Raw genomic sequence first — 26,338 nt, 5'->3', positions numbered from 1 at the left:
ACCGTACATACCAGTAGGTACAGTCCGCTAGTCCCTCGTCCGACGTGCGACGAGCACTATCGCCGTTGCGGCCAGGCCGGCGCTCACCCACGCGGCGTCCCGGTAGTCGCCCGTGGTCCCCGTGACGGCCCCGGCCAGCAGCGGGCCGGCGAACGCGCCGACGTTCAGGGCGACCGTGGCGAACGCCCCGCTCAACGACGGCGCGTGCGCGGCGACGTGCATGACGCGCCCGACGAGCGTCGACCCGACGCCGAACGACAACCCGCCGAGCACCACCGCCAGGACGAACAGCGGCACGGCGTGCGTGGCGGCCAGGGCCAGCGCCGCCCACCCGAGCGGCAGCGCGCACACCCCGCCGACCACGAGCCAGCCGCCGCCCAGCCGGCCGGCCGCCGTCACGCCGAGGAACGCGCCCACGCCGAACGCGGCCAGCAGACCCGGCACCGCGCCGGCGGGCAGGACACCCGTGGCGATGACCCCGAGGTAGGCGAAGGTCGCGAACGTCGCACCGTTGACCAGCGCCGCCAGCACCAGCGCCCGCCGCACCGACGGCGACCGCAGCGCCCGCGCCTCCCGCCGCACCGACACGTCCCGCCGCTCGGCCGCGTCGGCGGGCGCGGACCGGAACACGAACGCCAGGGCGGGCACGCACAGGGCCGCGACCGCCCAGAACGCCGACCGCCACCCGGCCCACTCGCCGAGCGCCGCGCCCGCCGGCACGCCCGCGACGCACGACAACGTCACGCCCGCCACGAGCACGGCGGTCGCCCCGGCCTGCCGGGCCGGCCCGACCAGTGCCGCGGCGGCGGACATCGCGACGGCGAGGAACCCGGCGTTGACGATCGCCGCGACGACGCGGGTTGCGAACAGCACGGAGAAGTCGGTCGTGACCGCGCCGACGACGTGCACGACGACGAACGCGGCCAGGAAGCTTGCCAGCGCGCGGCGGCGCGGCCACCGGGCGCTCCACGCGGCCATCACCGGCGCGCCCACGACCATCCCGATCGCGTAGGCGGAGGTCAGGCTCGCGGCGGCGGCCACCGACACGGACAGGTCGGCGGCGATGCCCGGCACGAGACCGGACACCATGAACTCGGAGGTGCCCTGCGCGAAGACGGCAAGGCTGAGGACGTAGACGAACACGGGCACGGGAATCGACTCCGACGTCGGCATGCGCGGGTGGAGGACATCCGCGTGCCGGCCGTTGGAGGCACGTCGTCGACGGCCAAGGCACGAGCCACCGGCCGGACACGCGGAACGCGTCTCCGGTCGCCGAAGAGGGGTCGGTCGGGGAGCCGGTCGGTGACCGGTCAGGCGACCCGCCGCCGGACGACCGGCGGCTCCGCTCTGTCCGACTCGGGGCTCGTCACCCCGCGAACCCTACCCACGGGTCCGGCCGGTGATCAACCGCGTTCCGGCCGGGCGAACTCCGGCAGCCGGCGGGCCACCTCGTCCGGCGACGGCATGCGCGCGATCTCCACGGCCAGCACCCGGGCCGCGTCCCGGTGACCTGGGTTCCCCTGGCGCGGCAACAACTCCCGGACCTTCGCCGAGGCCGACGGCGTCGAGGACCGCCTTGGCGTCGCGGTAGGCGAGGGGGCCGGTGAGCGCGGCGGTGAACACGACCCGGGCCATCTCGGTCGACGACGTCGCCCACCCGCCCCTGGTCCGGGCGGGGTCGTGCATGGTGTCCCAGTGGTTGCGCTCCCGGTCCAGGAGGTAGCCGGTGAGGCCGGTCAGGCTCTCGGGCGCGGCCGGGCGGTCGGCGGGCCGGGCGTGGCGGTCGACCACGACCAGCGCCGCCATGTGGACGGCGAGGGTGAGCCCGAACTCGTCGCGCCGCAACCAGTCCGGCACGTCGATCACCTCGGGGTCGGCGATCCGGTAGTGCCGGGCGAAGCAGTCGCGGGCCGCGGTGAACATGCGGTCGCGGGCGGAGTCCGCGGCGGGCAGCGGGTCGAGGCTGCTGCTCGTGCACGCGTCCGGCGGCCAGCCGGCCTGGGCGAGGGCGTGCCGCAGGGCCGGCCACACGTGCACCGTGCGGGCCAGCAGCAGCACGCGCACGGGCACGTCCCGGTGCAGCGCCCTGTCGCCGAACAGCGACGTCAGGTGGTCCAGCGGCCAGCGGTCGGCGTAGTCGACCAGCAGCAGCAACCCGGCCGGTTCGCCGTCCGGGTCCGGAGTGGACGGTGCGCCGACGTCGACGCGGCCGGCGGTGAGCTCGGCGGTGACGACCTGCCAGCCGGCCCGCGCGGCGCGGCCGGCGACGTGGCCGGCGATGCGGGTCTTGCCCTGCCCGCCCGGCGCGTGCAACCACCGCACCGCCCGGTTCCCGCCCTCGGACCACCGCGCGAGGTCGCGCACCTCGGCGTCCCTGGCGGTGAAGTCCACGATCGCGAAGCGGGCGTCCAGCAGGTGGCTCGGCTGGGCGGGCAGGCCGCGCCCGTCCACCGCCGGCGTCACACCCGGCCCGGTCGGCGGGTAGCCCGTGATCCGGTAGCCGGGATCGCGGCCGGTGACCTGGGTGAAGTGGTTGACCTGGTTGATGTGGTTGACCTGGTCGACGCTGACGTCGCGGCCGGCCTGGACCACGAGGTGCGCTGCGCTGTGCGTGATCGTTTGGGACAGGCCCGCCGCGTCCGCCTCGCGGCGCACCGGGCCGGTCGAACCGTCGACGGACCGCTCCACGGCACCTCCCCCGAGCCAAGTGAACGGCCCGACCCCCACCCCACCGGGCTCCGCGCCACAATTCACCGCAATTGGGCGGAAAAGCCACTGCCTGTCCACACGGGTGTCACACCGTCGGCGCAGGGCCGAGTGCGCCGCGTCGGGCCAGGCTGGTGCGGCGGCAGGACTTCCGCCTAATCCGGTCACCCGGCCGAGCCACGCGTGCTTAGATCACTCGCCACGGCCCGTGCTCCGTCACCGCGGACGACCGGGGCGACTCGGCGGGGGACACGACCGCCGGCGCGCGATGGCACGTACCGGCCGGCTCCATTGCGGCCGCACGCCCCGCTCCGGTACCCAACAAGGTGGAACGCCTCGCCGGCATTCCGAGGAAGGACCACGATGACGCAGCCGCCGCAGCCCGGGCCGAGACCGGACCCCGCCACCGGTCAGGCCTCCGAGCCGACCTCCGAGCCGACGCCGGCTCCGGCCTCCCCGCCGGCCTCCCCCGAGCCGACCCCAGCCCCGGCAACCGAGTCGGTCACCGAGTCAGCCACCGCGCCGGTCACCGCGCCGGAACCGACCACCGAACCGACAGCCGAGCCGTCACCCGCACCGGCCGAGGCCGCCGAGGAACCGGCGCCCCAGCCTGAGCACGCACCGGGAGCGACGTCCGAACCGGCACCCGCCCCGGCTTCCGAGACCGCACCGGCCTTCGCCGCCGAGCCCGCGCCGCAACCGACACCCGAACCCGCGTCCGCGTCGGGGTCCGAGTCGACGCCCGCGCCCGAGGCCGCCGCCGAGCCGGCACCCCAGCCCGAGGCCGCCCCGGAGCCGGCGTCCGAGCCGGCTCCCGGTCCGGCACGCGCTCCGGCGTTCGAGTCCGCGCCGGCCCAGGCGGCCGAGGCCGCGCCCACGTCGCCCCCCGAGTCGTCGCCGCTGACCTCGGCGCTGTCCCCCGAGCCATCGCCGGACCAGCCCCTCGCCTCGCCGTCAGGCCGGCCCTACTTCCCGCCGCCCGCCGCGCCGCCGTCCCCGTGGTCGCAGGAGCAGCCGGTCGCCTCGCCGACCGCCTGGCCGCAGGACCAGTTCGCGCAGCCCTCCGGCTGGGCGCAAGAGCAGCACACCGCCGCGCAGACCGGGTGGTCGCAGGAGCAGCACCCCGTCCCGCCGTCCGGGTGGCCGCACCAAGACGGTCCCACCGCACCGACTTCCTGGGCGCCGCCACCCCCGGTCCCGCGGACGCCACCGCCGCCCCGCGACCCGCTCGCCGTCGCGCTCGCCAACGCGTCGCTCCTCAGCGCCGGTTACGTCATGCTGGGCCGCAAGTGGATCGCCGCCGCCACCGGCCTGGTCACCCTCGCCCTGCTCGTCGTCCTCACCTCGACCGCGCGGTCGGTGTGGATGGAGATCGGGGTGCTCGCGTGGTGGGTCGCCATGATCGCCCACGGCTGGTACCTGGCCCGCGCACGGCGGCAAGACGTCACCGGCGCGAAGAAGCAGCGGCTGATCGCGGTGGCCGTGACGGTTCCGGTGCTCCTGGCCTTCGGCCTCCTGCGCTGGGACGCGGCGCGGATCGAGAGCGACACGACCGCCGCCCGCGAGGCCGGCGACTGCGCGCGGGCGCTGTCCGCCCTCGACCGGCTGTGGGCCGGTCACGAGCTCGCCAACGCCCCGCTCGCGGCGCGCGGGGACAACACGGTCGAGGCGTGCGACCGGCTGCGCCAGGCCGGCGAACGGCTCGACACCGCGCTGGGCGGCGACACGGCCGCGCTGGAGGCCGGCTTCACGGGCCTCTCGTCCGTCCTCGCCGACCTGCCCGGCCACGAGAAGATGGTCGACACGTCGCTCAACGGCTTCCTCGACCGCCTCCCGATCAGCACCGCCTGCGACACCCGCGAGATCACCGACTGGCTGCGCGACCGCGAGGCGAGCGGCAACGGGCTGGACCGCGCCGCCGACGTCGTGCCGCGCCTGGCCCCGGCGGCGATCGTGCAGTGCGCCGACGACCACATGGAGGACGACGCCTGGGAGCAGGCACGCGCCGGCTACCAGCAGCTCCTCGACGAGTACCCCGGCCACGAACTCGCCGCCAGGGCCGAGGAGGGCGTCCGGAAGGCCACCCTGGCGATCGAGCTCGCCAACGTGCGCCGCCTGCTGACCGCGCCGCACGGCACCGTCCAGCCGCCGTACTGCAAGACCGCGGCCCCGTACAGCGGCGCTCCCGCCTACCGCGCCCAGAGCCCGAACCGCGCGATGGTCTTCGGCAACCCCACGTACTCCGGCAAGCTGCCCGCCGAGTGGCTGGCGCCCGACGCCGCCGAGGCCGTGCTGGTGATCTGCGCCGGCGAGACCGAGTTCGGCGCGCCCGTCCAGACGTGCCCGTACGAGGCCGACGTGGCCATCGGCGGCCGCAAGGACGTGACGTTCCACAAGATCGCGATCCCGGTCCGGGTCTTCGAGCTGCGGACCGGCCAGTTGGTGGCCGACACGCGGGTCGAGATCGGCGGCGCCAGCTGCCCCGCGATCCTGTCGTACACCAGCCACGCGTCACTGGACCTCGGTCCCCCGTCCCAGGTCTACGTGACCGCCTCGGACGCCGACGTGCACGCCGGGTTCAACGGGCTGATCAACCCCTGACCCGCACCGCGCGCGGGGATTCAAGGCCAACCCCTCATGGCCTTGAACCCCCGTCGAGCGCGGACGTGCCCGCTGCCTCGGCGACCGGGCGGTCGACAGGTGGAAGACCGTGTCGTCAGCCCGGCCGTCGCGTGCGGTGGCGTCCCCCCGACTCGGCCCGGTCCCCCGCGGCCGACCTTCCCCTGACGCCACCGCGGTGAGCATCCAGCGGTCCGGTCCAGCGGTGGTCCAAGCGCGGTCCACGCGGCCGCGGACGCCGCCGGACTCACCCCTCGGACGCGGCCAGCAGTCGACGGCCGAGCAGCCGCGCGGCTTCTCGCAGCTCGGCGCAGCGCACGATCCGGTACGCCGCCGGGATCACGGCGAGCTGCTCGGCGTACCAGGTCGGGTTGCTCGTGCTGCCGACCAGGCGGCACGTCCCGTCGTCGAGCGGTGTGAGCCGGCCGAGGGTCGGCGGCAGGCAGCGCGCCAAGGCGTCGGCGGGCGCGTCCACGACGACCTCGACGTCGTACTCCCACCCGGTGGCGAGGTGGTCCTCCAGCACGGCGACCGGGTCCAGGCCGGCGGGCGGGGTGAACGTGTCGCCGAGGACTTCCACCGACCCGACCCGGTCGATCCGGTACGCGCGCACGGCGTCCTTGGCCACGGACCGGCACAGCAGGTACCACCGGCCGTGCCGGACGACGACCGCCCACGGGTCGGCTTCGGCGGTCCACTCCGACCCGGCCTCGGAGCGGTAGCCGAACCGCACCCGCCGGCGGTTCGAGCAGGCGTGCACGAGGGTCGTCGTGGTGGCGGGGTCGGGTCGGGCGGCGGCACGGTCCGGTGCGGGCGCGGTGGCGCGGCGGATGGCCTCCGCCTGCGCGGCCACCGCCTCGGGCAAGGCGCGGGTGATCTTGCCGAGCGCGCTGCCGACCGGGTCGGTGGGGTCGCCGGCGTCGTGGTGGCCGTCCAGCACGGCCATGACGAGGCCCAGGGCCTCGGCGGCGCTGAACACGAGCGGCGGGAGCCGGACGCCGCGGCCGACGCGGTAGCCGCCGTGCGGACCGCGGGCGGACTCGACGGGGATGCCCGCCTCGCGCAGCACACCGACGTACCGCCGGGCGGCCCGTTCCGTGACGCCGAGCTTGTCGGCGAGCCGGTCGGCGGTGATGCCGGGGTTGGCCTGGAGCAGTTCGAGGGCGAGCAGCGCCCGTGCGGTGGGGCTCGGGTGCGGTGTCACGGCATTCCCCGAATTCCGGAAGCAGAACGTCCGGAATGGACGTTACCGTCCGAGCCATGACCGACGACGAGACCGGCAGCCGGTGCCACCGCCGCGGGACCAGGCAGACGACCACGCCGACGTCCACACCGCCCCGGCCGCGGTGGCGGCCGTGAAGACGCCGATCCGCCCCGAGCAGGTGACCGTGACGCCCGCCAACCGGGCGACCTGGGACGACGTCACCGCCGTGTTCGGCGCCGCCGACTACCCGAGCCGGTGCCTGTGCCAGCGGTTCAAGGTCGCCGGCTGGATCTGGCGCGACAGCACGCAGGAGCAGCGGACCGCGATGCTGCGCGAGCAGACGGCCTGCGGCGACCCGGACGCCGCCACCAGCGGGCTCGTGGCCTACGTCGACGGCGAGCCGGCGGGCTGGGTCGCGGTCGAACCCCGGCCCGCCTACCCGAAGCTGCGCGGCTCACCCGTCCCGTGGCGGGGTCGGGACGAGGACCGCGACGACGACCTCGTGTGGGCGGTGACGTGCTTCGCGGTCCGCAAGGGCTACCGGGGTCGCGGTCTCACGTACTTCCTCGCCCAGGCCGCGGCCGACTTCGCCCGCGAGCGCGGCGCCGGCGCGGTCGAGGCGTACGCGATGATCACCCAGCCGGGCAAGGAGATCACGTGGGGCGAGCTGCACGTCGGCGCCCGCCAGGTCTTCGAGGAGGCCGGGTTCACCCAGGTCAGCCACCCGACGCCGCGGCGGGTCGTGATGCGGCTCGACTTCGGCGGCGACGCGACGGCCGCACCGCCGGGGTGATCACCTCCCGGACGGGGCCGAACGCCGTGCTGCGAAGCTCGTCCCGTCTCCGGCGAAGGGAATGACGTGACACCGCAGCGACCAGCCGTCAGCCGCCGCGCGTTCCTGGGGGCCGCGGTCCTCACGGTGGCCGGGTGCGCCGAGGCCGAGGCGCCTGCGCCGACCGCTTCGACGCCCACGGCTCCGGCGTCGACCAGCGCGTCGACCACGACTCCGCCGCCGCCCGCTCCGGACGCCCGCCTGGCGGAGCTGGAACGCGAGTTCGACGCCCGGCTGGGCGTGTACGCGCTGGACACCGGCACCGGGGCCACCGTCGAGCACCGGGCGGACGAGCGGTTCGCGTTCTGCTCGACGTTCAAGGGGCTGGCGGCGGCTGCGGTCCTGCACCGCGACCCGCTGTCGCACCTCGACCGGGTCGTCACCTACACCGAGGACGACCTGATGCCCAGTTCCGTCGTCACCCGCGAGCACGTGGCGACCGGGATGACGATGCGGCGGGTGTGCGACGCGGCCGTCCGGCACAGCGACGGCACCGCCGGCAACCTGCTGCTCCGCGACCTCGGCGGACCGGCCGGGCTGACCGCGTACGCGCGCGCCCTCGGCGACACCGTCACCCGGATGGACCGGTTCGAGCCGCACATCACCGGAGCCGTCCCCGGCGACCTCCGCGACACGACGTCACCGCGCGCGATCGGGACCGATTACCGAAAGATCGTGCTCGATGACGCCCTGTCACCGGACAAACGGGCGTTCCTCCGCGACCTGCTGGAGCGCAACGCCACCCGCGCCGGCGCTTTGCGCGTCCGGGCCGGCGTGCCGCGGGGCTGGGCGGTGGCCGACAAGACCGGGACGGGCGACTACGGCACGGCCAACGACATCGCCGTCGTGTGGCCGCCGGCTTCCGCGCCGCTCGTGATCGCGATCATGTCCAGCAAGGCCTCGCCGGACGCCGAGCCCGACCAGGCGCTCCTCGCCGAAGCCGCCGCGCACGTCGTCGCCACCCTCACGTGAGCACCCTCATGTGAGCACGGTCACCGGACCGACCCGCAGCACCCCGTCGTCCAGGGGGACGCACCGCATCCCGCCGCGACCACGCAGCGCCCGGAACGCCCCCGGCGCGATGACGGCGTTCATCCACGCGCACGGGTTCGCCGGCCGGTGCGCCTCGAACCGCACCGGGCCGTCGCCCGAGTCGAGGCTGATCACGTCGTGCCGGGCGAGCCTGTCCACGTCGAACCCGCGCAGCACGACGTTCCGCCGCACGACCAGCGGGCTCGGCACGGCGTCCAGCCCGAGCGCGGCGGCGACGTCCTCCAGCGCTTCGACGGCGAAGAGGGTGACGGCCGCGCGCCGGTGGGCGGCGTGGTTGAAGTAGCGGTCGCCCACCAGGCCGAGGCCGGCCCGGACCACGACCCGGTCGCGGGAGACCGGCTCCGGGTCGGGCCGCGGGCCGTCGGCCGGCCGTCCCTCGTAGGCGTGCACGGGCGACACGTGCAGCGCCACGACGTCCGCCGTCGCGGTCACCGCTCGCCGAGCTGCCATTCGGGCCGGACGTAGTGGCAGGTGTACCCGTTCGGGTAACGCTCCAGGTAGTCCTGGTGCTCCGGCTCGGCCTCCCAGAAGTCACCCGCCTGGGTGACCTCGGTGACGACCTTGCCCGGCCACCTGCCGGACGCGTCCACGTCGGCGATGGTCGCCTCCGCCACCCGCTTCTGCTCGTCGGTCTCGTAGAAGATCGCCGAGCGGTAGCTGGCGCCGATGTCGTTGCCCTGGCGGTCGCGGGTCGTCGGGTCGTGGATCTGGAAGAAGAACTCCAGGACCTGCCGGTAGGTCAGCTGCGCCGGGTCGAAGACGATCTCGATCGCCTCCGCGTGGGTGCCGTGGTTGCGGTAGGTGGCGTTCGGGACGTCGCCGCCCGTGTAGCCGACCCGGGTCGAGACGACGCCGGGGTGGCGGCGGAAGAGGTCCTGCATGCCCCAGAAGCACCCACCCGCGAGAACAGCCTTCTCGGTCACCGTTGCCATGTGGTCGCTCCGCTCCTCGGTCTGATCGGGTGCCTGTTCATCCGAACGTTCCCGCTCGCCCACATCATCCCCGCACGGCGACGACCCGCGACCGGCCGGGGATTCTCGGTGGCCGGTGCCACACTCCGCGGCACGGGCAAGATGACGGTCCGCTGGATGGTCGACCTGCTCGTGGGGCTCGACTGGTTCCGGCGGAGGAGGCGGCGGCGGTCCAGGCCGGCGTCGCCGGGTGGCGCGAGGAGCACTTCCACGGCGCCGCCGTCCGCTGACCGAGCTGTGCCGCGTCGGCGTCGTGAAGCCGCCGCACCCCGTGGCCGGCACAGGGCTGATCAAGCCCCAGACGGTCAGGGGGTCAGAACGTGGCGATCGGGTTGACCGGGCTGCCGGACGTGCCGGCGAAGCGGACCGGCGCGACCGCGAGCTGGAAGTCCCACTGGCCCAGCTCGGCCGCCGTCGCCGCGCACGCCTCCAGGTCGCAGTTGTCGAGCAGCCACAGCCCCATCGCGACGAGGCCCACGGCGTGGACCGGCATCAGCACGTCGTCGTACCCCGACGGCTGGACGTCCTGGGGCGTGTCGGCGCCGATCAGCGCGACCTCCCGTTCGCGCAGCCACGGCAGGCAGGACGCGTGCCAGCCGGCCTGCGTGAACCCGCCGGTGTCGCCGACCTCGTGCCGGGCGCGGCCGCGGCCGGTCCGCAGGAGCACCGCGTCACCGGGCCGCACCCGCACGCCCTGGCGACGCTCGGCCTCCTCCAGGTCGTCGGGGAACACGCCCTGCCCCGGCTCCAACCACCGCACGTCGCGGACCCTCGCGACGTCCAGCAGGACACCCCGCGTGACGATCCCGTCCGCCGCCGCCGTGACGGCCGCCCACGCCGATCCCGTCGCCGGGTCGACCAACGAGTGCGACCGCCCGTTGTACATCGTGCCGTCCCAGAAGAGGTGGCACGGCGAGTCGACGTGGGTGACGGTGTTGCCGTGGAACGTGATGCCGAGCCGTTCGGACGAGAAACCCCAGCGGCGGTCGGCGTGGAACCCGGCCACCGGCATGTTCTCGGCGCCCGGCATGTCGGCGGCGCACGGGCACGTCGTCGTCGACCGCTCCATGTCGTCCGGCACGGCGACCTCCCACGCGCACGACACGCTCCGGCCGTGGCGCACGGCCCGTGCCGCCGCCAGCCGGACGTCGTCGGTGATGTGGTTCAGCGTGCCGCGCTCGTCGTCGTCGCCCCACCGTCCCCAGTTGGACAGCGTGTCGAAGTACCCGAGCACGTCGTCCTGCGTGGGCATCGGTCGCCCTGCCGTCATCCCGGCATCGTCTCCTCCGGTCACGCGGTTCGCGGCGCGAGGCCGAACCGGCCCGACCCTGGATCGGCGGGCAGCGGCTCGCCACCCGTCCAGAGTTGACCACACGGCGGTGAGGTCCCGCCGACCCCCGCCGGCTCCACGACGTCGACGGCTCAGGCGGGCTGCGGCCAAGAGAGGAAGGCGGAGAACTCGGCCCCCTGCTCCGGCGTCAGGAACTCCTTGTACACCACCATCGTCTGCATCTTGCCGAACATCAGGTACCACGCGTCCGGCTGCTCCACGATCCGTTCGAGCGCCGGCCACCCGAACCGGGTGGTGAACGCCGCGCCGCGCATCTCCACGCCCGCGTCGTCCAGCGTCATCTGGTAGCCCGGCCGCATGACCGCCCCCTGCGTCCGCACGACCTGCCGCACCGCGACCGGTTCCATCACCAGGGCGACGCACGCGGCGGCGATGGTCGCGCCCAGCAGCGTGGGCGAGCCGAGGTCCGTGAGCAGCATGACGGCGGCCCCGGACAGCGCCACGACCAGCGTGGCGACCCGGAGGCGGGTCATCGAGGAGCGCAGCACGAACCTGGCCGAGCGCCGCAGGCGCTGCTCGTCGTACGGGACCCACATCGAGATCTGCACCCGTGGATGCTAGTCGGCTCACGGCTTCCAGGTGATCGGCGACTTGTCGTAGCCGTCGCCCTTGTCGTAGGTCGCGCCCGAGATGCCGGCGCCCTCGCGGGTGCCCTGCAGCACGCACGTCTCGTACTTCGCCCCGGCGGTGGTGAAGTCCTTCTTCGCCGTCTCCGACTCGCACTGGGCCGTGTCGCCGCTGATGATCACACCGGTCGACCGGCCGTCCGCGCCCATCAGCCGCAGGCTCAGCGAGCTGTACGACAGGTCGGTGCCGCCGACGTTCTCCACGGAGACCCGGATGTAGTACGGCGTGATGCCCTTGGCCTTCTCGCCGAACGCGGCCAGGTCGGCGTTGTCGCCCTTGTCGATCGCCGTGACGACGATCGCGATCGTGCCTGCCTTGTCCGTGCCGTACTTGAACGGCACCACGGCCCGATCGCCGATCTTCAACACCGTGCCGGGAGGTGTGGCGTCCGCGTCCCCGGAGGACTGCTTCGCGCTGGTCGTCGGAGCGCTCGACGCGGTGGACGTCTCGTCCGCCGAGGTGGTCGTGGTCGTCGTGACGACGGGCGCGGCCGTTCCCGCGGTGGTGTCGCCACAAGCCGTCGCCAGGAGCGCGACAACCCCGACGGCAGCGATCAACGTGCCTTTGACCTGCATGGGTGAATCTCCTTGAGCCGCCGCGAGGGGCGGACGACGTGACCGACCGGAAGCACCCCCGACACCGCGGAGTGGACGTTGACGCGCACGGCCCCCACCCGCACGTCACCGGCACCGTATCCCCCACCCGGCCCGCGTCGTGTGGTCTGTTCAGCCCACACGCCTCTTGGACGGCACCGACTCGTGGCGGGGCGCGTCCGAGTCGACGTGAACCAGGAGAACGACATCGAGGACGAGCCGCCGCGGTGGGCGGTGTGGGTGGCGCGGGTTGTCGCTCTTGTCGTCGTGGTGCCGGTTCGGGTGGGCTGGGAGTGGGTCAGGGCTGTCGGGTGGGCGGTGCGGCGGGTGGTGCTGCGGCCGTTGTGGGGAGTGGTGCGGCGGGTCGGGGGTGGGGTGCGGCGGTGGGTGGTTCGGCCTGTCGGCGCCGGTGCGCGGTGGGTGGCGCGAGTGCTCGGGGCGGGGCTGCGGTGGGTCGCGCACGTCCTCGGGACAGGGCTGCGGTGGGTCGCGCACGTCCTCGGGACGGGACTGCGGTGGGTCGCGCGGGTGCTGTGGGGCGGGCTGCGGTGGGTGGCTGGGGTCGTCGGGGCGGCGCTGCGGTGGGTCGGGCGTGGGCTTGAGGTTGGGCTGCGGGCGGTCGGCGGGGTGCTGGGGCGGTTCGTGGTTCGGCCGGTGGACGTGGTGCTGCGGGGGTTGGGCCGCTGGGTCCTCTGGCTGTGCGGGGCGCTGGCTCGGCCTGCCGGCCGTGGGTTGCGGTGGTTGTTCGGGCATGTGGGGCGAGGGCTGCGGGTAGCGGTGGTGGCTGGTGGCCGGTTCCTGCGGGTGGTCGTGGTGTGGGGCCGGACGTTGGTCGTGACGCCGGCGCGGTGGCTGTGGCGGGACAAGGTGGCACCGGCCGTGCGGGCGCTCGGCGCCGGGGTGTGGTGGGTGGTGCGGCTCTTCGCGGCGGCGCTCGTGTGGGCGTTCCGGCGGGTGGGGCGGGTGTTGGCGGTGCTCGGGCGGGTGGTGCGCGACGCCTGCGCGTGGGCCGGGACGCGGGTGGCGCTGCCGTTGTGGCGGTTGGCGGTGCGGGTGGTCCGCGCGCTGGTCGTCACCCCGGCGAAGTGGCTCCGGCGCACGGTGTTGGCGCCCGTCGGACGGGTCGTGGCGCGGGTGTGGCGGGCCACGGTGGTGGCGGGCGCGCGGTGGGTGCGGGCGACCGTGGTGACGGGCGCGCGGTGGGCGCGCGTCTCGGTGGTCGAACCCGTCCGGGTGGCCGGCCGCCAGGTCGGCGGCCGGCTCCGGAGCGCGTTCGCGAGTCGCCGTCGTTGACCTCGCGCGCCTCAGCGGTTCGCGTCGTCGCGGGACAGGCGCAGCCGGCCGAGCAGCAACGCGCCGGCCGCCCAGCACAGCATGGTGACCATCGACGACGTCCGCGTCATCCCCGGCACCTCCCCGATCAGCAGGAACGCCGCGCCGGAACCCGGCAGGAGGTCCGCGAGCGCGGACATCCACTCGTAGCCGAAGTTCGGCAGCATCAACGGCAGGACCAGCATCACGAGGAACACCGTGACGAGGGCGCCGGCGGTGTTGCGGAGCAGGAAGCCGAGGCCCGCGGCGAACGCGGAGCCGGCCGCGAACACGAAGGCGACGGTCGCCAGCACGTCCACGCCCTCGTCCACCGGGAGGCTGAGCAGCGGGCTCGCCGCGGTGAAGGCGGTGACGGCGGCGGCCAGCGCGAGCAGCGTGCCGACGACCGTCACCGTCGCCACCGCCACGGTCACGCGGGCCAGGAAGAGGACGGCGCGGCGCGGCGTCCACTGCAGGCTGGGGACGATCCCGCCGGTCGCGTAGTCGGACGTCACCGCGATCAGGACGAGGGCGAGGAGGGCGAACTGCCCCGGCAGGGCGGGTATCCCGGCCGCCGACCACGCCGGGGCGCCCTGCGGCGGGTCGGGGTCCGACGCCGCCTCGAAGCCGGCGATGGCGCCGATGCCCATCATCGTCACGGCCGCGGCGGCCAGGAACCACCACGTGGCCCTGACGGTCCACAGCCGCGTCCACTCGGCGGCGCACGCACGGGCGAACAGGCGTCCTATGTGGACCTCGGTGCCACGCGACGCGGCGGTCACCGTGCCGCCTCGGTCGACGCGAACTGCCGCTCACTGCCGTGGTACTCGACGCTGCCGCTGGTCAGCTCCAGGTAGGCGCCTTCGAGGGAGTGGCGCACCTCGGAGAGGTGGTGGAGCGGGAGGTGCAGGGAGTGGGCGAGGTCGCCCACGGCCTCGGCCGTCGTGTCCTCGACGCGCAGTTCGCGGTCGTCGACGCGCTCGGCCTCGAAACCGCGCCCGCGCAGTTCGGCGAGGAGCCGGTCCGACTCCGCGCTGCGGACGCGCACCTGGACGTGCCCGAGACCGCTGAGGATCTGCTCGGTCGTCGCGTCGGCGATCAGCCGGCCGCGGCCGATGACGACGAGGCGGTCGGCGATCTGCTCCATCTCGCTCAACAGGTGGCTGGACACCAGCACCGTGCGGCCCTCGTCGGCGAGCTGCCGCAGCAGCCCCCTGATCCACCGGACGCCGTCGAGGTCCAGCCCGTTGACCGGCTCGTCGAACACCAGCACGCCGGGGTCGCCGATCAGGGCCGCCGCGATCCCGAGCCGCTGGCGCATGCCGAGCGAGTAGCCCTTGATCCGGCGACGGGCCGCGCCGCCGAGGCCGACCCGTTCGATCACCTCCTCCACGCGGCGCGCCGGGAGGCCGTTCGTCCGGGCGGCCACGCGCAGGTGGGCTCGCGCGGTGCGGCCGGGGTGCGCCGAGCCGGGGTCGAGCAGCGCGCCGACCTCGCGGAGCGGTTCGGCGAACGTCCCGTACGACCGGCCGTTCACCAGCGCCGTCCCGGACGTCGGCCGGTCGAGGCCGAGCACCACCCGCATCGTCGTGGACTTCCCCGCGCCGTTCGGCCCGAGGAACCCGGTCACCTTGCCCGGCTGGACGTCGAAGCTCAGGTCGTCGACGGCGAGGACGTCGCCGTAACGCCTCGTCAGCCCGCGGATCGTGATCATCCGCGGCTCTCGTCGTCCGCGTCGGCGAACGCGCCGGACGTCCCGTCCCCGTCGTCGACCCATTCGAGGAGGTCGCCGGGCTGGCAGTCGAGCACCCGGCACATGGCCTCCAGCGTGCTGAACCGCACCGCCTTCGCCCGACCGTTCTTCAGCACCGCCACGTTCGACGGCGTGAGCCCGACCAGCTCGGCGAACTCGCCCACGCTCATCTTCCGCTTGGCCAACTCGACGTCGATCCGCACCACGATCGGCATCAGATCACCGACTCCATGTCGCTCCGCAACGTCGTGGCCTGCCGCAACAACGCGCGCATGACGATCATCAGCAGCCCGAGCACCGCGACCCCGACGGACATCAGGAACAGCAGCAGCGGCAACCCCGGGTCGTTCGCGTTGAACCCGACGTACAGGAACACCCCCGCCAGCACGACCCAGCCGGCGCCGATCGCCCACACGATCCCGTCCACCCACTTCAGCGACACCTCGGTGAAGATCCGGTCCTTCTTCACCAATGTCAACAACTTCCAGGTGCACACGATCACCACCTGCACGCACAGCACCCAGAACACCGACACGACCGTCGCCGGCCACCTCAGGTACGCCATCTCCGGGTCCTGCCGCGCCATGTGCGCGAACTGCCCCGGAAGGGACATCACCTGGAACAACACGAGCACCCCGAACAACACCACGAGGAACACACGGAGAGCGGCCACCGCTCGATGCTCTGCGATCATGCATCGAGTATCGCTCGCTACCTATCGAAAGTCAATCGATACCTACTGTTCTGCAACATGCGTCGCCGGCACCCTAAAAAATCATGGACGTTTGGTGTTCGCCGGCTCCCCCGGCCGCCGTCTGTAGCAGCAGTACCACCCCCCACCCCGCCGACCAGGGAGCCCACGTGGACGCGTGCCCGTGCTCGATGTGCAAGGAGCGAGACAGATGCGACACCTACACCTTTGTTGCCGAAGCTGTGCAAGCCCACCACCAGGAAGACCTTGAGCGCGCGTGCGCGAAGGTGACCGCTGACGTGCCTCGGCTGCTGGCCGACGTACGGCTCCACCTCCACCGCTGGAACGACCACTCCTGCCCCTCCGACGTTCCGGTCGAGCGTTGGCTCGACAAGATCGCCCGGAACGTCGTCAAGGTCCGCGAGTGGTCGGACTGGCGGGTGTACGGCCAGTCTGACTTCGCCGAACTCCACCGCGCGTACGAGAAGAAGATCCGACTGCGGGCGCGCGGCATGGGGTTGGACAACCCCGCAGACCTGGACGACGTCGTCCAGGAGGTCTTCCTGAAGTTCTACCGCCATCTGCGAGTGCCGGGCGCTCTCAACCCCCTTGCCCTGTTAGGCAAGATGACCGGTCAGCAGGTCAACCGCCAGAACGGGAAGTCGCACCGCAGGCGCGAAGTGCTCAAGATCGACGACGAGCGCACGAGGGACCTTTTCGAGCAGGCACGCCACCAGCCGGAGTACGACGACGACGAGACGGTCAGCCGCTGGACGGCCTTCGCCCTCGACGTCCTGCGCACGCACGGCGTGCGCGACGACCTCCCGCTGGACACCTTCGCCCGGGACAACGCCGAGTGGCTGGACTTCTGCACGGAGCTGAAGGCGCACGCCTCCGGGGGTGGACGTCGCGGGTGGCTCGACGGCGCGAGGGTGGTCGGCGAGACCGTCGCCGCGCTCGCTTGCCTGGACCACCTGGGTGGTCCGCGCCACCAGGAGATGCGCGAAGTTCTGGACAGCGTGCTCGGCGCGCCCAACCGGGGTCAGTCGATGCGCCGGGGCTGGAAGTACCTGCAACCTCTGGCCGCGAAGCACAACATCGTGCCGGAGGACGGCACGAACGGGAGAACCTCATGAACGTTGTCAGACTGTCCGAACGGCCCACCCCTGCCCGGTGGCCGGAGTTCGTGCCGTGGGTGACCCAGGTGCTGCTCTCGCGCCCGCGAGAGCGCGCCGACGCCGACGCCCTGGGCGCGCAGCTCCGCACCGCGATGCGCATCCTGGCCGAGGAGCGGTACCGGCCGATCACGCGCCGGTGCGACTCGCTGGAGATGAGCGGGGTGCACCTGGTGGCCCTGCTCGTCACCGCGGCCCTGGACGCGGGCAAGCAAATCGACCGCATCCTCAGGGCGCTCACGGACGACGAGTGCGACACCGTCCTCGACCTCGTCGGCGAGCTGAACGAGGAGCTGCTGGTCCAAGCCGGTGAGCGCGTGCCCGAGGCGGCCACGCCGATCGCGGTGGAGCCGCTGTCCGCGGGGCTGGCGGCGGCCAGCCCGGTGGTGATGAGCCAGGAGCCGGGACGGCACCGCTTCCGGGTTCGGCTCGCCGGGATGGACGACGACGAGGCGCAGGACGCCGTGGTGGAAGTCCGGTTGGGCGGCGGCCCGGCCGAGCTGCGGCAGGTCTCCGGGCCGCCGCTGGAACTGGCCGCGGACGGCGTGCCGCTGCCGACCAACGACGTGGTGGACGTGCCCGTGGAGAATGGGGCAGACCTGGCGAGCTGGCTGGAGGTGGCGTTGTGCCGGTCAGGCGACGATGAGAGCTGACCAGAGCGCGCGCGACGTCCTGATCGGCGGGCTGCTCGCCCTCGACGAGCTGGTCCGCGGCCTCGACGCCGCGGACCGCGTCGACGACGAGACGGCGTGGGCGGCGCGGGCCGCTCACCTGCACGCCGTCGTCGAGTGCCTGTGCACGCACGGCGCCCGCCCGACGCGCCGCACCGGGGGTCGCCTCGCCTACGGCATCCCCCGCTGGCTGGTCGACCCCATGCCGCCGCCGCCCGCCGTGCCGCGCGGGTTGGGCGCGCTGCTGGCGCGCGACCTCACCGGCGGCAGCGCGCGCTGGACCGCGTTGCTGGCGGAGCTGGACGGAGACGCGTGGCTGGCCGACCTGTACCGGCTCCAGAACGCCCTGGAGCGCACGTCGCCCGCGCACGTCGCCGATCCGGCGCCCGGCACGGCGCTGGCGGCGGCGACGGGGCTCCGGGCGGTGGCCGACGTCGACCCGGTCGACGACCCGCTCGGCTACGACCTCGTGCTGCGCCGGACGAGGACCGACATCGCGCTCGTGCACCCGGACGCGCCGCACGGCATCCTGCTGGGCCTGACGCTCACCGCCGAGCGCGGCGTGGACGTGCGCGGGCGCAAGCCGAACGCGCCGGGCGTGGCCGGCCGGTTCACCGACCCGTGGTCGCCGTACGCGCCGAGGTTCGTCCAGGGCGTCGACGGGGGTCGTCGGCTGGCGCTGGAGCTGCTGGCGGGGGCCGGCGTCGGCGACGACGACCTGGAACCGTGGCACGGCCTGCGGTTCGAGGTGGTCGGCCTGCTGCCGCCGGTGTCCGTGGACGAGGAGTCGGCCGCGCTCGCGGTGGCCCTGCACATCGTGGCCGAGGTCGCGGGGATGCCCGCGCCGGGCCGGCTCGGCGTGGTGTGCACGGGGTCGGTGCGCCGGGGCGTGGTCGAGCCGATCACGGCCGCCCACCTCGACCGCAAGCTCGAAGCGGTCCGCGTGGACGGCGTGCACCGCGAACTCCTGTACCCCCGCGCCGACGGCTGGGCGCGCCAGGCGGTCGACGCCGGCGCCCCGTCGGTGCGGAGCGGCCCGCTCACGTTGGCCGGCGCGGCCGAGGCGCTGTGGGGCGACCAGTGGCGGCAGTGGGTGGACGACCAGCGGACGACCGCGCTGCACGCGGCCGGGTGGAGCCGCTGGGACGCGCGCAGGCGGTCCATCGCCAGCGCGATCCCGGTGACCGTGCCGCCGAAGGCGTCCACCCTCGCCAAGCACTTCCGCTCCGGGCACCCGACGACGGCCGTCGTGGGCGGTCCGGCCAACAGCGGCAAGACGACGGTCGCGGCGTGCGTCGGCGACCTGCTGGCCCTGGAGAACTGGCAGGTGCTGGGTTTCTCGTCGCACACCCACGAGCTGAACGAGCCGGGCGAGCTGGTCAAGGTCATCGCGCAGGCGGTCACGCCCCACCTGAAGCCGGGGCTCAAGACGCTGATCGTCCTGGACGGGCTGTGGCCGGTCGGGCGCAACAACAACCTCGGGGTGGCGCTCGGCAAGCTGCACGACCGGCTGAAGACCAGCGTGCTGGTCACCGCCAGGTTCGAGGTCGACGTGCAGCGCGAGTGGAACACCGGCTCCGCCACGACGGTGTCGCTGTTCGTGGACCCGGGCGCCATGCGCAGGTTCGCCGAGCACGTGATCGGGCAGCAGCCCGTGCTGAGCGAGCTCCGCCCCTTGGCGGGCGTGCTGGCGAAGGCCGCCGGACCGGACCTGTGGATGCTGACCCAGATGCTGAACTGGGCGGCCACCCGCGCCCACTCCTCCCAGGACGCCGCGGACCACCTCCGCGCGGCCTTCCTGCGCGACCGGCTCAGCCTGCTGGCCGAGCCGGAGCGGGAACGGGCGCGGCAGCTCGCGGCGGCGTCGCTGCTGGCGACCGGCCTGACCGACGCCGAGACCGGCCTCGACCCGGAGACCCTGGCGACGTTGGGCGCGCGGCGCGGCGGCACGGACGGGTGGGTGCTCCCCAGTTCCGTGCTGTGCCGGATGGTGCTGAGCGACGCGGCCGGCGTCCCGTCGCCGCAGGCGGTGGAGCAGCGCGTGCTCGCGCTGACCCGGCCGCGGCTGCACGACCTGCTCCGCGCGGGCGACGGCGCGCGGATCGTCAAGCTGCTGGTCGGCAGCGGGCACTTCAGCGACCGGGTGCTCAGCGCCCTGGTCAAGGCGAGCCGGGACGAGATCGTCGCCTGGGCGATGTCCGCCGACCCCGTGCTGATCGCCCGGCTGCTCCAGCTCGCGGACTCCGACCTGGGCCCGCAGGCGTGCGAACGCCTCGTCGTGCGGCTGTGCCACGCGCTGCCCGCCGCCCTCGTCAACGCGTCCCGGCTGGTCGAGTGCCTGCGCATGATCAACCGGTACCGGCACTTCGTCGAGCGCGGGAACGCCTTCGCCGACGTCGTCTCCGGGCTCCGCGACGGCGGGCTGAAGCTCGCGCTGGAGCTGAACGCGAGCCCCGCCGCGCGGCTGAACGCGCTGCGGCAGCTCGAGCGGTTCCACCACCCGCAGCTGTCCCGGCTGGTCCTGCTGCACCTGCCGCTCGCCCTCCAAGGGCTGAGCACCGAGCAGGCCGACGACTACCTCACCGTGCGGCGGGCCGAGGACCTGCGCCAGCGGGTCGTCGCCGAACTCGCGGCCGACGACGTGCCGGCGCCCGCCACGGCGGCCGTCCTGGCCGACCTGCCCACCGTCGCCGCGATGCTGGACCGCAAGCCCACGCGCACCGACGGCATCGCGCTGTTCATCAACGCGCTCATCCTGCGGATGATGTTCAAGCGGGAGGACACCGACTGGGAGGCGGTGCTGGAGCACTACGACGTGGTGCTGCGCAACGCGTTGGACCAGAGCCCGCTCAGCGAGCAGGTGCGCGCCTTCCGCAACCTCGCCGACTACCACCGTGCCCTGTGCGTGCGGCTGCTCAACCGCCCCGACCTCGCCCGGTTCCTCGGCCGCCAGCTCGAGTCGTCGCAGCCGGCGGAGGTCGCGTTCCTGCTCCGCACGGTGATGAAGCTGCACGGCAAGTTCACCAAGGACCTGCTGTACGAGTCGGACGAGACGCCGAAGGCCGAGCTGGTCCGCCACTTCGCCGAGAAGATCACCAACCTCGGCGAGAGCAAGGGCGCGGGCATGCTGCTCAACGCCACGGCGGCGATCGACGACCTGTACGGCTCGCGCGGCCGGGGGTTCGCGAACGCGCTGGCCGAGGAGCTGACCGCGGACTTCGCGGAAACCCTCGTGCGGACCGACCAGCGGCCGTCGGTGATCGCGCACTTCCTGCACGGGCTGTGGGAGGCCGGCGCCGACTACCTCGACCGGGTCATGCACCTGGTCGAGGACGTCACCGTCCAGTGGGTGATCAACTCGAACCGCGCGTGGGCGCCGCGCCTGGCGCTGCTCCTCGGCGCGGACGACGAGCGGGGCGAGCGGTTCCTGGCCACCCTGGCCGGCAAGATCGACGACGCCACGCTGCTCGACCGGATGCTCACCACGCTCAAGCCGGAGGCGCTGGCGACGCACCACCAGCTGGGCCGGGCGCTGTTCCCCGAGCTGCCCGTCCGGTTCGCGAAGAGCTTCGACTCGATCGCGCTCGACACGTCGCTCCTCACGGCGCGCGCGGAGCAGTTCCTCCGCTGCTGCCTGGAGATCCGGAACACGCTGATCGCGGCGGGCGCGCCCGCGGGGCCGCAGGTGCTGGCCAAGGTCGGGTGGGCCGGTGCGCAGGAGCTGCGCCGCGTCCGCCACCCCGGCGACCTCGCGGAGTCGTTGCGGCTGCTGGCGAAGCTGAACCCCGCCGCGGCCGCCGACGTGGTCGACGGCCTGTCCGCGGAACCGTCGGAGCACAACGCCGACCGGGGCTTCTTGGAGCACCAGGTCCGACGGGCGCTGCCGAACCCGTCCACGGCCGTCGAGCTGCTGTCGGCGGTCGAGACCTCGCGTGACGGCGGAGGCGTCGACCTGTTGCGGAACCTCCGCGCGGTGCCGGGGTCGTGGCACGCCTTCGGCGTCGAGATCGCGCACACGCAGGACCCCCGCGAGCAGGCGAAGATCCTCCTGCAGCTCATCGCGCTCGGCCTGCACCGCGGTCAGCCCGGCACCGGGTGGATGGACCCGCTGGCGCAGAAGTGGCTGCGCACCGTGCCGAGCCTGCGCAGCCCGCACGCGATCGCCGACCTGATCCGGATGTTCACCGCCTGGGACCAGGCGACCGGCGCCGCCGTGGCGAACGCCGTCAACACGGCCAAGCTGACGAGCCGGTTGGCCGAGGGCGCCGCCACCGACCTGCGGGCGGCGTGGCGGATCATGTCGGCGTTCGTGCTGGCGTGGCGGGAGGACCGGGCCCACGACGTGGCGCGGGCGCTGGAACCCCTCGACGCGGAGACCGTGATGCGGGCCTGCGGGCTGTCGGACGGCGCGCGGCTGGTCCGCGTGCTGCACCGGATCGACCCCATCGCGGCGCGGCGGTACGCCGACGCGCTGGCCGGGATGGTCGACCGCGCCATCGCCCGGCGCCACGTCGTCGACCGCACCGGGCACTGGCTCGACATCGGCTGGGCCGCGCACGCCGTCACCGACTCGCTGAGCGCGGTCCCGCTCGGCACGACCCGGCCGCCGGTGCTGCCCGACGGGCTGGACCCGGGCATCGGCGCGTGGGGCGTCACGTGGCTGGCCCCCGTCGAGTGGGTGGAGGGGGTGCACGCCAACGCGATGGGGATGGTGACGCGGAGCGGTCCGCCGAAGCCCCCGGCCGCGGCCGCCGCCGTGCTGACCGCGGTCGCCACGCGGGGCGGGCTGGACGCCGTCGAGCCGGGCGCGTGGACGCACGCGGGCGACGCGTCGTTCGGCAACCTGTGCGCGTTGTTCGAGCACGGCGCCGACCACCCGCTGGTGGCCCCGGTGCTGCGGCTCGTCGCGGAGAAGGTGCGCCGCCGCCTCGACCAGCCGACGGCCCGCGCCGACTTCGACGCGCACCTGCTCCGCCGGATGCTCTGAGAAAACACCGCCGCCGGTGTTCGGCGACGCCGCCGGCGAGCGTCTTCCCGTTGTCAGCGAAGGAATTTCCAGCACTGGGAAGGCAGGCGCCATGAGCGGCAACCCGCAACTCCACGACGCGTTCGCCGACTTGGAGTCCCGAGTCGTCATGACCATCGGGGTCGTGGACGTCAACGACTCCACCGGGATGAAGGAGCAGCAGTCCGAGTCGGGCTGGCTGCCCGGTCTCGGCTGGCTCTACCGCACGATCACCGACATCATCCTGGAGTCCATCCCGGACGTCGTCGTCAAGTACACCGGTGACGGGGCCATGTTCGCGTGCGACCCGGACCACACGACCGCGGCGGTCAACGCGGTCATCCGCATCCAGGAGGCGATCAAGGGCGCCGGCACCCGCGGCGACGGCGCCAAGGGCATCATCGACTTCACCTGCTCGGCGGCGTTGACCACGGGCGAGGTGCGCCGGTTCACCACGCCCAACGGCACGCCCGACTTCGTCGGCTCGGTGGTGGACAAGGCGTTCCGGCTGTGCGCCTTCGCCAACGCCAAGGCGATCTTCGTCGACACCGCCACCGTGGGCGCGGCCAACGCCATGAACATCAAGTCGGTGTTCGGCAAGGCCGCCGTCCGCCAGGCGGGCGAGTACACGGGCGAGGTCCAGAAGGCCGTCCTGAAGGGCTTCGCGCAGCCCGTGGCGTACCAGGAGATCCTCTGGGACCAGCAGTTGTACGCGGTGGCGTCGGCCGCCATCACCGCGAGCACCGACCGCCTGCGCTCCACCCCGGCGGTCGCGCCCCGCCAGGCCGCGCCGGCGGCCGCGGCGACCACGAGCACCCGCCCGGACCGCCGGCGCGGCGAGGTCACGCACTGGAACCGGGAGAAGAACTGCGGCGTCGTCCACGACCCGCAGACCGGCGAGGACTTCTACACGTCCACCCGCCTGATGGTGTACGCGGAGGACGCCGGGAAGATGACGACGGGCCGCGAGGTCGTCTTCGTCGTCACCGGCACGGCGGAGGGCACGCGCAAGCGCCAGGCCGCGGCGCTGCTGCTCGTCGGCGAGCCCGCCGAGGGCCCGCTCGTCAGCCGGCCCGCGGCCAAGCCCCACGGCTGGATCAGGGTCGAGGACACGGCCGGCAACCGGCACCTGGTCTACGTCGCGGCGGCCGACCTGGCGGAGCACCGCGTGGGCACCATGCTCGGCTTCACCGTCTCGGCCAACGACAAGGGCGCGTGCGCCTCCCACGTGGAACGCGCGCAGGACGAGGCCGCCTAGCCCGATCGGCTCGGGGCCCCGGGGAACCTTCCCCGGGGCCCCTTTTCGCGCGTTCGGTCCGGGTTGGACGTCGGCCCTCGGAACTCCGGCGGGTCCGGTCGGCGCCACGGCGGGTCGCCGGTCGGGTCCCGCAGCCGACGCCGGTCGGCGAGCGTCACCGGGTCGACGTGGCCCGACCTGCCCGAGATTGTCGGTGGGCGCGGGTAGCGTTGTCCGCCGTGAACGCTCGGGAACGCATCCAGGAACTCGCCGACCAGGTCGTGTCGCTGCGCGACGCCTACTACCGGGGCTCGCCGCTGGTGGCGGACGCGGAGTACGACGCCATCGAGGACGAGCTGCGGGGGTTGATCGAGGCGCACCCCGAGCTGGCGCCCGACCCCAACCCGCTGGACCAGGTCGGCGCGCCGGCGGTGCTGCACGCGCCGGTCCGGCACTCGCGCCCGATGCTGTCGCTGGAGAAGGCGACGCGGCCGGAGCAGGTCGTCGCGTTCTTCGACCGCTTCCCCGGCCAGCCGGTGGTGGTCATGCCGAAGCTGGACGGGCTGTCGCTGGCGCTGGTCTACGAGGGCGGGCGGCTGGCCCGCGCCGTCACCCGGGGTGACGGCACGACCGGCGACGACGTGACACCGCTGGTCAGAGCGCTGGTCGACGGGGTGCCGGACCGGGTCGACGCGCCGGGCCGGGTGGAGGTGCGCGGCGAGGCCGTGATGCTGCGGTCCACGTTCGCCGCCTACAACACCGCGCACCCGGACAAGCCGCTGATCAACCCGCGCAACGCCGCCGCCGGCACCCTGCGCGCGAAGGACCCGGCCACGGTCGCCGAGCGTCGGCTGCAGTTCTTCGCCTTCGACCTGGACACGTCCGAGGGCGGGGCCGCGGCCGACCTGGAGCACGGGTTGCGGGCGCTCGGGTTCGACGTCGCCGACATGCGGCACCGCGACGACGCGGCCGCGGCGCAGGAGGTGATCTCGGAGATCGAGGCCCGGCGCAACGACCTGGACTACGACCTGGACGGCGCGGTGCTGCGGCTCGCGAACCGGGACGCCTTCGCCGCCGCGGGCACGCGGTCGAACTCGCCGCGCGGCGCGCTGGCGTTCAAGTTCGCGGCCGAGGAGAAGACCACGGTGCTGGTCGACGTCGTCTGGGACGTGGGCAAGACCGGCAAGATCGCCCCGGTGGCGTGGCTGGAGCCGGTGTTCGTGGGCGGCACGACGGTGACGCGCGCGACGCTGGCCAACCAGGAGGTGATCCGCGCGCGTGGCATCAAGATCGGCGACACGGTGCTCGTGCGGCGCGCCGGTGACGTGATCCCGTTCGTGGCGGGCGTGCTGGACGAGTCCAAGCGCACGGGCGCCGAGGTGGAGATCGTGCCGCCGACCGCGTGCCCGTCGTGCGGGCACCCGCTGACCGAGCAGGGCAACAGCCGGGAGTTGTTCTGCACCAACGTCGCCTGCCCCGCGCAGACCGTGCGGCGGCTGATCCACTGGGCGTCGCGGGCGGCGGCGGACATCGACGCGATCGGTCCGGTGTGGATCGAGCGGCTCGCCGAGGCCGGTCTCCTGGAGCACCCGTCGGACTTCTACGCCCTGACCAAGGAGCGGCTGCTGGAGTTCGACCGCATCGGCGAGACGTCGGCCACGCGCATGATCGAGTCCATCGACGCCAGCCGTGCCGTGGGCCTGCGCCGGGCGCTGATCGGTCTGGCGATCCCGATGGCCTCGGAGGGCACCGCCACCCGCCTGTGCCGGGCCGGGTTCGGCACGCTGGAGGAGGTCGCCGACGCCGGTGAGGAGCGCCTGGTCGCCGTCGAGGACATCGGCCCCAAGGTCGCGGCCTCGTTGACCGAGCACCTCGGCCGGCTGCGCCCCGAACTGGAACGGTTGCGGGAGCGCGGCGTCTCGCTCGACGTGCGCGAGGAGGACCTGCCGCCCGTCGTCGCCTCCGACGCCCCGCTGGCCGGCAAGACGGTGGTGATCACCGGTGCGATCAGCGACCCCCGCTCCGGCGAGAAGGTCCCGCGGCCCACGTTCCAGCGGCTGTGCGAGAAGGCGGGCGCGACCACGGCGTCCTCGGTGTCGGCCGGCACCGACTACCTGATCACCGGCGCCGACGTCGGCGCGAGCAAGCTCACCAAGGCCGAGAAGCTCGGCGTCGAGGTCGTCGACCAGGGGGTCATCTGGCAGCAGTTGATCGCGGCGGGCATCGCGTAGGGCCACCCGGCCGGACCGGCGACGAAGGACCGCCCGGCGGCGGAGGACGGCGAGGCGGCCTAGCGGCGGCGGCGCGGTGGAGAACGGCCCGGCAACGATCGGCCCGGCGACGGTCGGTTCGGCGACAGCGGACGGCGCAACGGCGAACGGCCAAGCCCGAAGGCGGACGGGCGTGCCGGCGGCAGCGCGGCGGCGGACGGTCCGGCGGCGGAGGGCAGGCGGCGGAGGACGTCCTCCCTGTAGGCCGTGCACCCGTGCGATCGACCCCTTTCGCGAGGTCCGGTACCCCGGCTGGCCTCCGCCGACTG

General features: G+C 73.9%; 21 protein-coding genes. 9 read left to right on the top strand and 12 right to left on the bottom strand.

Features of this window, described 5'->3' with window-relative positions:
- Positions 1 to 27: 27 nt before the first annotated feature.
- Both ACRAKH_RS10325 and ACRAKH_RS10320 read right to left on the bottom strand, forming a co-directional pair.
- Positions 28 to 1,149 carry a Cmx/CmrA family chloramphenicol efflux MFS transporter gene (locus tag ACRAKH_RS10325; protein ID WP_447009767.1) on the bottom strand — a complete coding sequence of 374 codons (1,122 nt, stop codon included), beginning with the start codon at positions 1,147 to 1,149 and terminating at the stop codon, positions 28 to 30.
- 231 nt (positions 1,150 to 1,380) lie between these two features.
- Positions 1,381 to 2,688: a hypothetical protein gene (locus tag ACRAKH_RS10320; protein WP_380730393.1), complete on the bottom strand. Its 1,308-nt coding sequence runs from the start codon at positions 2,686 to 2,688 to the stop codon at positions 1,381 to 1,383.
- A 381-nt stretch (positions 2,689 to 3,069) separates the two neighbouring features.
- Here ACRAKH_RS10320 and ACRAKH_RS10315 point away from each other — a divergent pair, with 381 nt between their 5' ends.
- Entirely contained in the window at positions 3,070 to 5,307 is a 2,238-nt protein-coding gene (locus ACRAKH_RS10315) for a hypothetical protein (RefSeq protein ID WP_447009766.1), read from the top strand.
- Positions 5,308 to 5,572: 265 nt separating this feature from the next.
- On the opposite strand, the gene ACRAKH_RS10310 is transcribed toward ACRAKH_RS10315, so the two are convergent.
- On the bottom strand, positions 5,573 to 6,529 hold the full coding sequence (locus ACRAKH_RS10310; RefSeq protein ID WP_380725444.1) for a helix-turn-helix transcriptional regulator: 957 nt from the start codon (positions 6,527 to 6,529) through the stop codon (positions 5,573 to 5,575).
- Positions 6,530 to 6,680: 151 nt separating this feature from the next.
- Between ACRAKH_RS10310 and ACRAKH_RS10305 the strand changes: the two genes are divergently transcribed.
- On the top strand, positions 6,681 to 7,322 hold the full coding sequence (locus ACRAKH_RS10305) for a GNAT family N-acetyltransferase (protein ID WP_380725442.1): 642 nt from the start codon (positions 6,681 to 6,683) through the stop codon (positions 7,320 to 7,322).
- A 66-nt stretch (positions 7,323 to 7,388) separates the two neighbouring features.
- Positions 7,389 to 8,333 carry a class A beta-lactamase gene (bla, locus tag ACRAKH_RS10300; protein WP_380725440.1) on the top strand — a complete coding sequence of 315 codons (945 nt, stop codon included), beginning with the start codon at positions 7,389 to 7,391 and terminating at the stop codon, positions 8,331 to 8,333.
- 6 nt (positions 8,334 to 8,339) lie between these two features.
- Here bla and ACRAKH_RS10295 read toward each other — a convergent pair whose 3' ends face one another.
- The 5 genes from ACRAKH_RS10295 to ACRAKH_RS10275 all read right to left on the bottom strand — a co-directional run bounded on the left by ACRAKH_RS10295 (position 8,340) and on the right by ACRAKH_RS10275 (position 11,938).
- Positions 8,340 to 8,864 carry an MOSC domain-containing protein gene (locus ACRAKH_RS10295; RefSeq protein WP_380725438.1) on the bottom strand — a complete coding sequence of 175 codons (525 nt, stop codon included), beginning with the start codon at positions 8,862 to 8,864 and terminating at the stop codon, positions 8,340 to 8,342.
- Entirely contained in the window at positions 8,843 to 9,346 is a 504-nt protein-coding gene (msrA, locus tag ACRAKH_RS10290) for a peptide-methionine (S)-S-oxide reductase MsrA (protein ID WP_380725436.1), read from the bottom strand. Before msrA ends, ACRAKH_RS10295 begins: the two co-directional genes overlap by 22 nt.
- 352 nt (positions 9,347 to 9,698) lie before the next feature.
- Positions 9,699 to 10,655, bottom strand: a complete 957-nt coding sequence (locus tag ACRAKH_RS10285; protein WP_380725434.1) for a cyclase family protein — start codon at positions 10,653 to 10,655, stop codon at positions 9,699 to 9,701.
- A gap of 152 nt (positions 10,656 to 10,807) precedes the next feature.
- Positions 10,808 to 11,284, bottom strand: a complete 477-nt coding sequence (locus ACRAKH_RS10280; protein ID WP_380725432.1) for a YcxB family protein — start codon at positions 11,282 to 11,284, stop codon at positions 10,808 to 10,810.
- A gap of 18 nt (positions 11,285 to 11,302) precedes the next feature.
- The gene (locus ACRAKH_RS10275; RefSeq protein WP_380725429.1) at positions 11,303 to 11,938 is read right to left on the bottom strand and encodes a hypothetical protein; all 636 of its coding nucleotides are present in this window, start codon (positions 11,936 to 11,938) and stop codon (positions 11,303 to 11,305) included.
- A gap of 207 nt (positions 11,939 to 12,145) precedes the next feature.
- Here ACRAKH_RS10275 and ACRAKH_RS10270 point away from each other — a divergent pair, with 207 nt between their 5' ends.
- Positions 12,146 to 13,249, top strand: a complete 1,104-nt coding sequence (locus ACRAKH_RS10270) for a hypothetical protein (RefSeq protein ID WP_380725427.1) — start codon at positions 12,146 to 12,148, stop codon at positions 13,247 to 13,249.
- Between the two features lie 11 nt (positions 13,250 to 13,260).
- Here ACRAKH_RS10270 and ACRAKH_RS10265 read toward each other — a convergent pair whose 3' ends face one another.
- The 4 genes from ACRAKH_RS10265 to ACRAKH_RS10250 are packed head-to-tail and all read right to left on the bottom strand — an operon-like array spanning position 13,261 to position 15,714.
- On the bottom strand, positions 13,261 to 14,049 hold the full coding sequence (locus ACRAKH_RS10265) for a hypothetical protein (RefSeq protein WP_380725425.1): 789 nt from the start codon (positions 14,047 to 14,049) through the stop codon (positions 13,261 to 13,263).
- Positions 14,046 to 14,981 carry an ABC transporter ATP-binding protein gene (locus ACRAKH_RS10260; RefSeq protein ID WP_380725423.1) on the bottom strand — a complete coding sequence of 312 codons (936 nt, stop codon included), beginning with the start codon at positions 14,979 to 14,981 and terminating at the stop codon, positions 14,046 to 14,048. Before ACRAKH_RS10260 ends, ACRAKH_RS10265 begins: the two co-directional genes overlap by 4 nt.
- Complete coding sequence (locus ACRAKH_RS10255; protein ID WP_380725421.1) at positions 14,978 to 15,235, bottom strand: helix-turn-helix domain-containing protein; 258 nt, start codon at positions 15,233 to 15,235, stop codon at positions 14,978 to 14,980. The genes ACRAKH_RS10260 and ACRAKH_RS10255 overlap by 4 nt, the downstream gene beginning before the upstream one ends.
- Positions 15,235 to 15,714: a DUF2975 domain-containing protein gene (locus ACRAKH_RS10250; RefSeq protein WP_380725419.1), complete on the bottom strand. Its 480-nt coding sequence runs from the start codon at positions 15,712 to 15,714 to the stop codon at positions 15,235 to 15,237. The genes ACRAKH_RS10255 and ACRAKH_RS10250 overlap by 1 nt, the downstream gene beginning before the upstream one ends.
- 167 nt (positions 15,715 to 15,881) lie before the next feature.
- On the opposite strand from ACRAKH_RS10250, the gene ACRAKH_RS10245 reads away from it, so the two are divergent.
- The 5 genes from ACRAKH_RS10245 to ligA all read left to right on the top strand — a co-directional run bounded on the left by ACRAKH_RS10245 (position 15,882) and on the right by ligA (position 26,030).
- The gene (locus ACRAKH_RS10245) at positions 15,882 to 16,847 is read left to right on the top strand and encodes an RNA polymerase sigma factor (protein WP_380725417.1); all 966 of its coding nucleotides are present in this window, start codon (positions 15,882 to 15,884) and stop codon (positions 16,845 to 16,847) included.
- Positions 16,844 to 17,539, top strand: a complete 696-nt coding sequence (locus ACRAKH_RS10240) for a hypothetical protein (protein ID WP_380725415.1) — start codon at positions 16,844 to 16,846, stop codon at positions 17,537 to 17,539. Before ACRAKH_RS10245 ends, ACRAKH_RS10240 begins: the two co-directional genes overlap by 4 nt.
- Positions 17,529 to 22,544: a hypothetical protein gene (locus ACRAKH_RS10235; protein WP_447009765.1), complete on the top strand. Its 5,016-nt coding sequence runs from the start codon at positions 17,529 to 17,531 to the stop codon at positions 22,542 to 22,544. Before ACRAKH_RS10240 ends, ACRAKH_RS10235 begins: the two co-directional genes overlap by 11 nt.
- A gap of 91 nt (positions 22,545 to 22,635) precedes the next feature.
- On the top strand, positions 22,636 to 23,820 hold the full coding sequence (locus ACRAKH_RS10230) for a hypothetical protein (protein ID WP_447009764.1): 1,185 nt from the start codon (positions 22,636 to 22,638) through the stop codon (positions 23,818 to 23,820).
- Between the two features lie 218 nt (positions 23,821 to 24,038).
- Positions 24,039 to 26,030 (top strand): NAD-dependent DNA ligase LigA, encoded by a 1,992-nt coding sequence (gene ligA / locus ACRAKH_RS10225; protein ID WP_380726481.1) that lies wholly within the window; start codon positions 24,039 to 24,041, stop codon positions 26,028 to 26,030.
- The last annotated feature ends 308 nt before the right edge of the window (positions 26,031 to 26,338 follow it).

The sequence above is a fragment of the Saccharothrix hoggarensis genome (assembly GCF_052936025.1).
The sequence above is the reverse complement of the archived record's forward strand: the minus strand, read 5'-3'. Positions and strand labels throughout refer to the sequence as shown.

Coding starts and splice junctions, on each gene's coding strand:
- ACRAKH_RS10240 (WP_380725415.1), top strand. CDS start 16,844: ATGAACGTTGTCAGACTGTCCGAACGGCCCACCCCTGCCCGGTGGCCG.
- ACRAKH_RS10315 (WP_447009766.1), top strand. CDS start 3,070: ATGACGCAGCCGCCGCAGCCCGGGCCGAGACCGGACCCCGCCACCGGT.
- ACRAKH_RS10255 (WP_380725421.1), bottom strand. CDS start 15,235: ATGCCGATCGTGGTGCGGATCGACGTCGAGTTGGCCAAGCGGAAGATG.
- ACRAKH_RS10275 (WP_380725429.1), bottom strand. CDS start 11,938: ATGCAGGTCAAAGGCACGTTGATCGCTGCCGTCGGGGTTGTCGCGCTC.
- ACRAKH_RS10285 (WP_380725434.1), bottom strand. CDS start 10,655: ATGACGGCAGGGCGACCGATGCCCACGCAGGACGACGTGCTCGGGTAC.
- msrA (WP_380725436.1), bottom strand. CDS start 9,346: ATGGCAACGGTGACCGAGAAGGCTGTTCTCGCGGGTGGGTGCTTCTGG.
- ACRAKH_RS10230 (WP_447009764.1), top strand. CDS start 22,636: ATGAGCGGCAACCCGCAACTCCACGACGCGTTCGCCGACTTGGAGTCC.
- ACRAKH_RS10295 (WP_380725438.1), bottom strand. CDS start 8,864: ATGGCAGCTCGGCGAGCGGTGACCGCGACGGCGGACGTCGTGGCGCTG.
- ACRAKH_RS10235 (WP_447009765.1), top strand. CDS start 17,529: ATGAGAGCTGACCAGAGCGCGCGCGACGTCCTGATCGGCGGGCTGCTC.
- ACRAKH_RS10260 (WP_380725423.1), bottom strand. CDS start 14,981: ATGATCACGATCCGCGGGCTGACGAGGCGTTACGGCGACGTCCTCGCC.
- ACRAKH_RS10250 (WP_380725419.1), bottom strand. CDS start 15,714: ATGATCGCAGAGCATCGAGCGGTGGCCGCTCTCCGTGTGTTCCTCGTG.